Source organism: Ideonella azotifigens, from assembly GCF_006519715.1.
Taxonomy (GTDB): Bacteria; Pseudomonadota; Gammaproteobacteria; order Burkholderiales; family Burkholderiaceae_C; genus Ideonella; species Ideonella azotifigens.
Map to the genome: position 1 here is coordinate 1 of NZ_VIDT01000209.1, position 8,200 is coordinate 8,200.

The window sequence follows — 8,200 nt, forward strand, 5'->3', positions numbered from 1 at the left end:
CGTCTCGACCGACTCGATCGTGCCGCAGGTCGCGCAGATCACCGGTGCGGGCGGTGCCGGCGGTGCTTCGACCGGGTAGTCCTCCGCCTTGGCGGTGGTGGTGTCAGCCGGGTACGCGTTGGCAGGCTTCGTCGGTTTCGGCGTCGCGTGCTTGACGGCAGCCACTGGCTTCACGGCCGGCTCGACCACTTCGGCCTGCTGCGGCACTGGCGCCGGTGCGGCCGCCATCGGCGCGCTGGCCGCATCGTCCAGCAAGGTTGCGGGGGTGGCCGGCAGCGTGGCCACTTCGCTGGTCGGCGCGGCAGAGATCTGGCTGCGCTGCCAGACGACAGTGCCGGCCAGCGCCGCGATGGCGACGGCCATCAGGCCGCCAGCGACCCAGACCGCGCGCGGCAGGCCGGAACTGGCGGAAGACGAGGGAACAGTGGTTGAGGGGTTCATTGTTGTCAGCTCCTCCGGGAGGCTGTGGGGCAAATACTGTGGGGTACCTGCGGGTACGACGTTGAAGGCTTGAAGCCTGTGGGTATAACGCAATCCAGGCCGTTCGGCTGACGCTCAACCGGTATCAGAATGCTTCAGCCGCCAGAGGTCAAGCCCGAACCCGCCGGCAACGGCTGACGCTTCAGGGCACACTGCGCCTCAGTTTGTCACGGGCTGCCGCCATGAACCTGCTTTTTGTCGCCGACGCGCTGGATCACTTCAAGACCTACAAGGACACCACCTTCGCGATGATGCGCGAAGCCCAGCGGCGCGGCCATGTGCTGTTCGCCTGCGGCCCGCAGGACCTGCACTGGCGCAGCGGCGGCTCCGTGCAGGCGCGCCTGCGCCAGGTCACGCTGACCGGCCGCTCCGGCAAAGACGTGCACGACTGGTTCGAAGCCGGCCCGGAACTGGTGCGCCACCTGGCCAGCTTCGACGCCGTGGTGATGCGCAAGGACCCGCCGTTCGACAGCGAATACTTCTACGCCACCCACCTGCTGGAACGCGCCGAAGCCGAAGGCGCGCGGGTCTTCAACTCGCCCCGCGCGCTGCGAGACCATCCCGAAAAACTCGCCATCCTCGAATTCCCGCAGTTCACCCCGCCCACGCTGGTGACCCGCGCTGCTGCCGACGTGCGCGAGTTCCACGCCGAGCACCGCGACATCATCCTGAAGCCCTTGGACGGCATGGGCGGCATGGGCATCTTCCGCGTCAAGGACGACGGGCTGAACCTGGGCAGCATCATCGAGACGCTGAACCGCGACGGCGCGCAGACCATCATGGTCCAGCGCTTCCTGCCAGCCATCGAAGCCGGCGACAAGCGGGTGCTGGTGATTGGCGGCGAGCCGGTGTCGCACTGCCTGGCGCGCATTCCGCAGGGCGGCGAGGTGCGGGGCAACCTGGCGGCCGGCGGCAAGGGCGTGGCCCAGCCCATCAGTGCGCGGGACGAGGAAATCGCACGCACCATCGGCGCGGTGCTGGCGCCGCGCGGGCTGATGCTGATCGGCCTGGACGTGATTGGCGACAACCTGACCGAGATCAACGTCACCAGCCCGACAGGCTTCCAGGAAATCACCAACCAGACCGGCGTGGACGTGGCGGCGCTGTTCGTGGACGCCCTGGAAACTGGCGCGCGCCGAGGCTGACCGGTCGGACCGGGCATCGGAGCCGGCTGGCGTCAGGCCGGCACAGCCATGCGCAGCAGCACCGTCGCCGGCTCGGCCAGCGAAAGCTGGTCCCGGCCCGCGGCCTTGGACACGTAGAGCGCCTGGTCCGCCGCGTCGATCAGCGCGGCCAGCGAGTCGGTGCCGGGCTGCCATTCGGCGCCGCCCATCGAAAACCGCACGCCGTGCGGCGACGGCAGGCCCGCAATCTCGCAGGCGGCAAAAGTCGCACGCAGCCGGTCGAACACCGCGTTCAGCTCGCTCAGCGTGGTACCCGGCATCAGCAGCAAAAACTCTTCGCCACCCAGGCGACCCAACCGGTCCTGCCCGCGCAGCACCCTGCCGGCCGCTGCGGCCAGCGCCTGCAGCACCGCGTCACCGGCGGCATGGCCCAGGCGGTCGTTGACCTGCTTGAAATGGTCCAGGTCGATCAGCGCCACGCTGAAAGGCAGCTGCCATTGGCGGGCCTGCGCGAGCTGCGCCTCACCAGCAGCCTTGATCGCGCGCCGGTTCGGCAGCCCGGTCAGCTCGTCGCGCAAGGCCAGTTCGGCCAGGTGACGCCGCTTGCGCCAGCCGCGCACCACCAGCACTGCGGCGCCAGCCAGCATCACCAGCAAAGCCAGCAGTGCGGCCCACAAGGCGCGGCGTGTGGCAGCCTGTGCCACCAGCTCCAGGTGCGCGGTTTCGGAGCGGCGGCGCAGGTCGGCGTTTTCCGCGTCCAGGCGCGCGCCTTCGTAGCGCGCCTGCAGGCGCAGCATCTGGCTGTCGCGCAAGGTTTCCTTGGCCTCGTTGCGCAGCAGGTTGGCGCGGGTCAGTTCGGCATAGGCCTTGGCGTAGAGGCCTTGAGACGCAAAGCCTTCGGCCATCGCCGTGGCCAGTTCGATGCGGCGTGACGCGATGCGCTCGGGCGCGTCCAACGGCCTTGCCTGCTCGATCGCCTGCAGGACGTCCGGCCGGCGCAGCGCCGTCAACGAGCGCAGCACCAGCACGTGTGCCGCCATCAGTCGGCCCTCGTTGTGCTGCGCCTCCATCAGGGCCTGGGCATCGCGCGCCATGCTCAGGCTGGCCTCGGCATTGCCGTCGTCCAGCACCCGCTCGCCCACCTTGATCAATGCCGCCGCAATGCCTGCCTCGTCCTGCAGGTCGCGGCTGAGCACCAGCGCAGCCTCGTAGTGGTCCCGGGCCTGCTGCAGCTGGCGCGAATACACCAGCGCATTGCCCAGCTGCCATTCCAGCAGGCTGCGCATGAAGCGCGCCGGCCGGTCGCCCAGCAGCGCCAGCGCACGGCGGAAATAGTCCTCGCCCTTCCCGGCTGCCGGCACCTTGCCGCTGACCTGGCTGGTCAAGCTGCCCAGTTGCAGCAGCGCCGAGACTTCCTGGTCCAGGCTGCCCACCGCATGCGCACAGCGCTCCAGCGCCTCGCCCGCCACCCAGGCCTCGTCATTGTTGCCGGCGTACACCATGGCCCACATGTCCAGCGACGCCAGCTCGCACTGCAGGTCCGAAGCCTCCAGCGGTTCGATCTGGCGGCGCAGCGCGGCAATGCGCGCGGCGATCTCGGCGGCAGGCTTCTCACGCAGGTCTGCCAGGATCATCGCCTGGGCCAGCCAGGCCTTGTGCAGCTCGCCCGCCCCGGGCCAAGCATTCATCAATGCCTCGGCCTGGTGCAGCAGCGCCAGCTGCGCGGGTGTGTCTTCCAGCTGGTCTTGCACGCTCGCGGCGCCCAGCAGCAGCCAGAACTCGGCATCGACATCACCGGCAACTCGCGCGGCCGCGAGTTCGTGCTGCGTCCAACGCTCCGCGGCGTGAGGATCGTCCAACACCAGCGCGTCCTGCTGCTGCCAGATCGCCGGCCGCGCCTGCACGCCGCAGGCCCACAGCAACGCCAGCACCAGCAGCCCGGCGCGCAGCAGCGCAGCCATGGCGGCGGCGCCAGGAGAAAGGAGGGGGAAAGCAGGCATGGCAGAGGTGTCCAACCCCTTTCTCGGCCCCTGGCGGCCTGACTTGAGCGGAACGGAAAAGGGAGTCTGACCCCATTTATTTCAAATCGGGCCAGACTGCCAACAAGTGGCGCCGGGGCCGGCTGGCTGCAGCTTCAACTGGCGGCAGATGCCCGCAGCCAACACGGCGCGCTGTCCAGCCCGGATAATCCCCGGTTGGCCGGCGCGTGGCTTGCGCGCGCTGCGCCACCTTCCGTGCCGACCGGCCGGCCTTCTTGCTTTTTGCCTCCGGCAGCTCCCATGGCCCTGATCACCCTTTCCAACGCCCACCTCGCTTTTGGCCATGTGCCGCTGCTCAACGGCACCGACCTGACCCTGGACATGGGCGAGCGCACCGGCCTGATCGGCCGCAACGGCGCCGGCAAGTCCTCGCTGCTGAAGATCCTCGCCGGTCTGGAGAAACCGGACGACGGCGTGATGCAGATCCAGACCGGCATCCGCCGCGAATACGTGCCGCAGGAGCCGCACCTGCGCCCCGGCGCCACCATCTTCGAGACCATCAGCGAAGGCGTGGCCGAGGCCAAGGCCATCCGCGAACGCTACGAGGCCCATGCCGACGGCGAGGATCTGGACGCGCTGCAGACCCGCCTCGAAGCGCTGGACGGCTGGAACTGGGAACAGCGCGTGGACGAGACCATCCACCGCCTGGACCTGAACCCCGACACCGTCGTGGACACGCTCTCCGGCGGCCTGCGCAAGCGCGTGGCGCTGGGCCGCGCGCTGGTTGCCACGCCCGACGTGCTGCTGCTCGACGAGCCGACCAACCACCTGGACCTGAACGCCATCGACTGGCTGGCCGGCCTGCTCAATAACTTCCGCGGCGCGCTGCTGCTGATCACCCACGACCGCGCCTTCCTGGACGCCGTGACCACCCGCATCGTCGAGCTGGACCGCGGGCAGCTGCGCAGCTACCCCGGCAACTTCGCCGCCTTCGAGGCCGCCAAGCAGCGCGAGCTGGAAGCCGAGGCGCTGCAGAACGCCCGCGCCGACAAGTTGCTGGCGCAGGAAGAAGTCTGGATCCGCAAGGGCGTGGAAGCCCGCCGCACCCGCAGCGTGGCCCGCATCGGCCGGCTGGAGAAGCTGCGCGAAACCCGCGCCGCGCGGCGCGACGTGATCGGCGGCGTGCGGCTGGACGTGGACACCGGCGGCGCCAGCGGCAAAATCGTCGCGCGGCTGGAAGACGTCAACAAGGCTTACGGCGACAAGCAGGTGGTGCGCAATTTCTCCAGCACCGTGCTGCGCGGCGACAAGATCGGCCTGATCGGCCCGAACGGCGCCGGCAAGACGACCCTGCTCAAGCTCATCCTCGGCGAGCTGGCGCCCGACAGCGGCAGCGTGCTGCAAGGCAGCAAGATCCAGGTCGCCTATTTCGACCAGATGCGCGAGGCGCTGAACATGGAGGCCACGCTGGCCGACACCATCAGCCCCGGCAGCGAGTGGATCGAGATCGGCAACCAGCGCAAGCACGTGATGAGCTACCTGGGCGACTTCCTGTTCGCCCCGGCGCGCGCCAACTCGCCCGTCAAGAGCCTCTCCGGCGGCGAGCGCAACCGGCTGCTGCTGGCCCGCCTGTTCGCCCGCCCGGCCAACGTGATGGTGCTGGACGAGCCGACCAACGACCTGGACATCGAAACCCTGGAAATGCTCGAAGAGCTGCTGCAGGACTACGACGGCACCGTCTTCCTGGTCAGCCACGACCGGCGCTTCGTCGACAACGTCGTCACCAGCACGCTGGTCGCCGAAGGCAATGGCCAGTGGCGCGAGTACGAAGGCGGCATTGCCGACTGGCAGGCCCAGGCCGCGCGCACCGCGCAGGTTCGTGCGCAGGCCGCGCGTTCCTCGGCCCCTGCGCCCACGCCACCGGCACCGGTTGCCGCGCCGGTGGCAGCGCAGCCCGTCGCGGAGAAGCGCAAGCTCAGCTTCAAGGAGCAGCGCGAACTGGGCGAACTGCCCGCGCGCATCGACGCCATCGAAAAAGAGATGGCCCAGCTGGCCGCGATGCTGGCCGGCACCGAGCTTTACAGCCAGGGCGCCAAGCGCATCGCCGAGGTCACGCAGCGCCATGCAGCGCTGGACGAAGAACTGCTCGAAGCGATGGAGCGCTGGGAAGCACTGTCAACGCGGGGCTGATCGTGCACCCGGCGGCCCGGCGCCCTGCGGGATCAGGCCGAAGTGGTTTCGGCGGCGATTTGCCGCAACGCCTTCTCGAACACCTCGGGTGGCTGGCCGCCGGAGATCAGGTGGCGGTCGTTGATGATGACCGCCGGCACCGAGTGGATGCCGGCCTGCTGCCAGTAGGCTTCCAGCTCGCGCACCTCGACAGCGTAGGTGTCGCTCTTCAGCACCGTCTCGGCGGCCTCGCGGTCCAGGCCCACGGCTTCGGCCGCGTCCAGCAGCACCGCAAAGTCGCCCGGGTTCTTGCCTTCGGTGAAGTAGGCGCTGAACAAGGCTTTCTTCAACGCCAGTTGAAGGCCGTCTGCCTGCTCGCCGGCCCAGTGCAGCAGGCGGTGCGCGTCGAAGGTGTTGTAGATGCGCGCGCGCTTGTCCATGCGGAACTCGAAGCCCAGCGCCGCGCCGCGCTGGCGGATGTTCTCGCGGCTGGCCTCGCTCTGCGCCGCGCTGGCGCCGTACTTGCGCTGCAGGTGCTCGCCAATGTCTTCGCCCTCCGCCGCCATCTGCGGGTTCAGCTCGAAAGGCTGGAAGTGCAGCGAGACTGGCAGCTCGGGCCCGATGCGTTCCAGCGCCTGCTGCAGCGACTGCAGGCCGATGATGCACCAGGGGCAGGAAACGTCGGAGACAAAGTCGATCTTCATGCGCGCCATTGTTCCGGGCATGGCAAAGCCTTGATTGGCGGCAGGACTTGGGGCTTGGCCGCGCCGGGCCGCCCCAAGCGGCCTAGGGCCTGTTAACGCTACGGCAAGGGGTGCCGTAGCGTTAACAGGCCCTAGCCACCCGCGCGGCGGGTGGTCTCGCGTATTTCGCGGGACCGGGTGCCCCATGTCTCATGGCGGGGAATCCCGAACCTTTGGAGGATCCCGATGGGTGCTCTGCCCGCTAGACTGGCGCTTCCGCTTGCTTTTGGCGCGCTGCTCGCCGCCCGACGCCCGGTGTCCCCAAACGACCCACCCGAGATCCTGCTGATCTGCCCGCAAACGCCTGACGCGCTGGACGCGACGCGCACCATCTTCCGCGAATACGCTGACGGCCTGGGCATCGACCTCGCCTTCCAGGACTTCGAGCAGGAGCTGGCCGCGCTGCCGGGCGAATACGCCGGCCCTGCCGGCCACCTGCTGCTGGCCTATGTGGACGGCGCACTGGCCGGCTGCGGCGCTTTTCGCCCCTGCGCCGAGGCCGACTACGCCAACGCCTGCGAGATGAAACGGCTCTACGTGCGCCGCGCCTTCCGGCGCTTCGGCCTGGGCCGGCTGCTGGCCCAGGCGCTGATGGACAACGCCCACCAGGCCGGCTACTCCTGCATGCTGCTGGACACGCTGGACGAGATGGAATCCGCCCGCGGCCTCTACACCTCGCTGGGCTTTGAAGAGATCCCCCCGTATTACTTCAACCCTGTTCCGGGCGCGCACTACCTGAAGGCCGAACTTTGAGCACCCGGCTTCGCGAATACGCGAAGCCACCCGCCGAGCGGGTTGCGCAGCCGCTTTGGGGCGGCCCGGCGCCGGCTGCGTCGTGAAGCGTTCTGTGTACCCCTTCGACTGACGCATGCGCCTCACCCACAAGGTCGTCCTGCTGGCGATGACGCCGCTGATCGCGGCCATGAGCCTGATCGCGGTGGCCCAACGCCACCAGGAGGAACTGCTGGCCAAGCGGCAGCAGGCGCTGGTCAAGAGCGCGTACATGGAGGCGGCGCGTTCGGAGCTGCGGCACTTCGTGGCGATGGCGCTGAGCACCATCAGCCCGCTCTACAACACCGGCCGCGACGACGACGAGATCAAGCAGCAGGTGATGCGGCAGCTGGCCGCACTGGACTACGGCAGCGACGGCTACTTCTTCCTCTACAACGACGAGGGCGTGAACCTGATGCACGCCCGCCAGCCCGAGCTGGTGGGCCGCAACCTGCGGCGCCTGCGCGACGCCTACGGCCAGTTCCCGATCCAGCTGATGATGGACAAGGCCAAGGCCGGCGGCGGCTTTGTCGACTACAGCTGGCACAAGCCTTCCAGCGATGCCGACGCGGCCAAGGTCGCCTATGTCACGCCGCTACCGCGCTGGCACTGGTGGTTCGGCACGGGGCTGTACGTGGACGACGTGGACCAGGTGCTGGCCCAGCTGGACGAGGAGCTGGCCGCCAGCGTCAACACCACGACCCGCTGGATCGCCGGCATCAGCGTGGCCGGGCTGCTGCTTATCTTCGGCGTGGGCCTGTGGCTGAACATGCACGAGCTGCGCTTGGCCGACGCCAAGCTCACGCTGCTGACGCGCCAGCTCGTCAGCTCGCAGGAAAGCGAGCGCGCCTACCTCGCACGAGAGCTGCACGACGGCACCGGCCAGACCCTGGTCTCGGTCAAGCTGCTGGCCGAATCGGCGCTGCAGCGCCTG

At 68.9% G+C, this 8,200-nt stretch carries 6 protein-coding genes and 1 pseudogene; 4 read left to right on the forward strand and 3 right to left on the reverse strand.

Annotated elements, in window-relative coordinates:
- Positions 1-441 (reverse strand): annotated as a pseudogene (locus FKP22_RS14220) (hypothetical protein); the annotation flags it as partial.
- 221 nt (positions 442-662) lie between these two features.
- Here FKP22_RS14220 and gshB point away from each other — a divergent pair.
- Entirely contained in the window at positions 663-1,625 is a 963-nt protein-coding gene (gene gshB, locus FKP22_RS14225) for a glutathione synthase (protein WP_141288137.1), read from the forward strand.
- 32 nt (positions 1,626-1,657) lie between these two features.
- Here the strand turns inward: gshB and FKP22_RS14230 are convergent, their stop codons facing one another.
- Positions 1,658-3,565: a GGDEF domain-containing protein gene (locus tag FKP22_RS14230; RefSeq protein WP_141288138.1), complete on the reverse strand. Its 1,908-nt coding sequence runs from the start codon at positions 3,563-3,565 to the stop codon at positions 1,658-1,660.
- Positions 3,566-3,883: 318 nt separating this feature from the next.
- On the opposite strand from FKP22_RS14230, the gene FKP22_RS14235 reads away from it, so the two are divergent.
- Positions 3,884-5,773: an ATP-binding cassette domain-containing protein gene (locus FKP22_RS14235; RefSeq protein ID WP_141288139.1), complete on the forward strand. Its 1,890-nt coding sequence runs from the start codon at positions 3,884-3,886 to the stop codon at positions 5,771-5,773.
- 32 nt (positions 5,774-5,805) lie between these two features.
- Here the strand turns inward: FKP22_RS14235 and FKP22_RS14240 are convergent, their stop codons facing one another.
- Positions 5,806-6,465 (reverse strand): DsbA family oxidoreductase, encoded by a 660-nt coding sequence (locus tag FKP22_RS14240; protein WP_141288141.1) that lies wholly within the window; start codon positions 6,463-6,465, stop codon positions 5,806-5,808.
- Between the two features lie 285 nt (positions 6,466-6,750).
- Here FKP22_RS14240 and FKP22_RS14245 point away from each other — a divergent pair, with 285 nt between their 5' ends.
- Positions 6,751-7,248: a GNAT family N-acetyltransferase gene (locus tag FKP22_RS14245; protein WP_231010009.1), complete on the forward strand. Its 498-nt coding sequence runs from the start codon at positions 6,751-6,753 to the stop codon at positions 7,246-7,248.
- Between the two features lie 115 nt (positions 7,249-7,363).
- Positions 7,364-8,200, forward strand: an 837-nt coding sequence (locus tag FKP22_RS14250; protein WP_211361410.1) for a cache domain-containing protein, incomplete at its 3' end; no start/stop codon positions are given.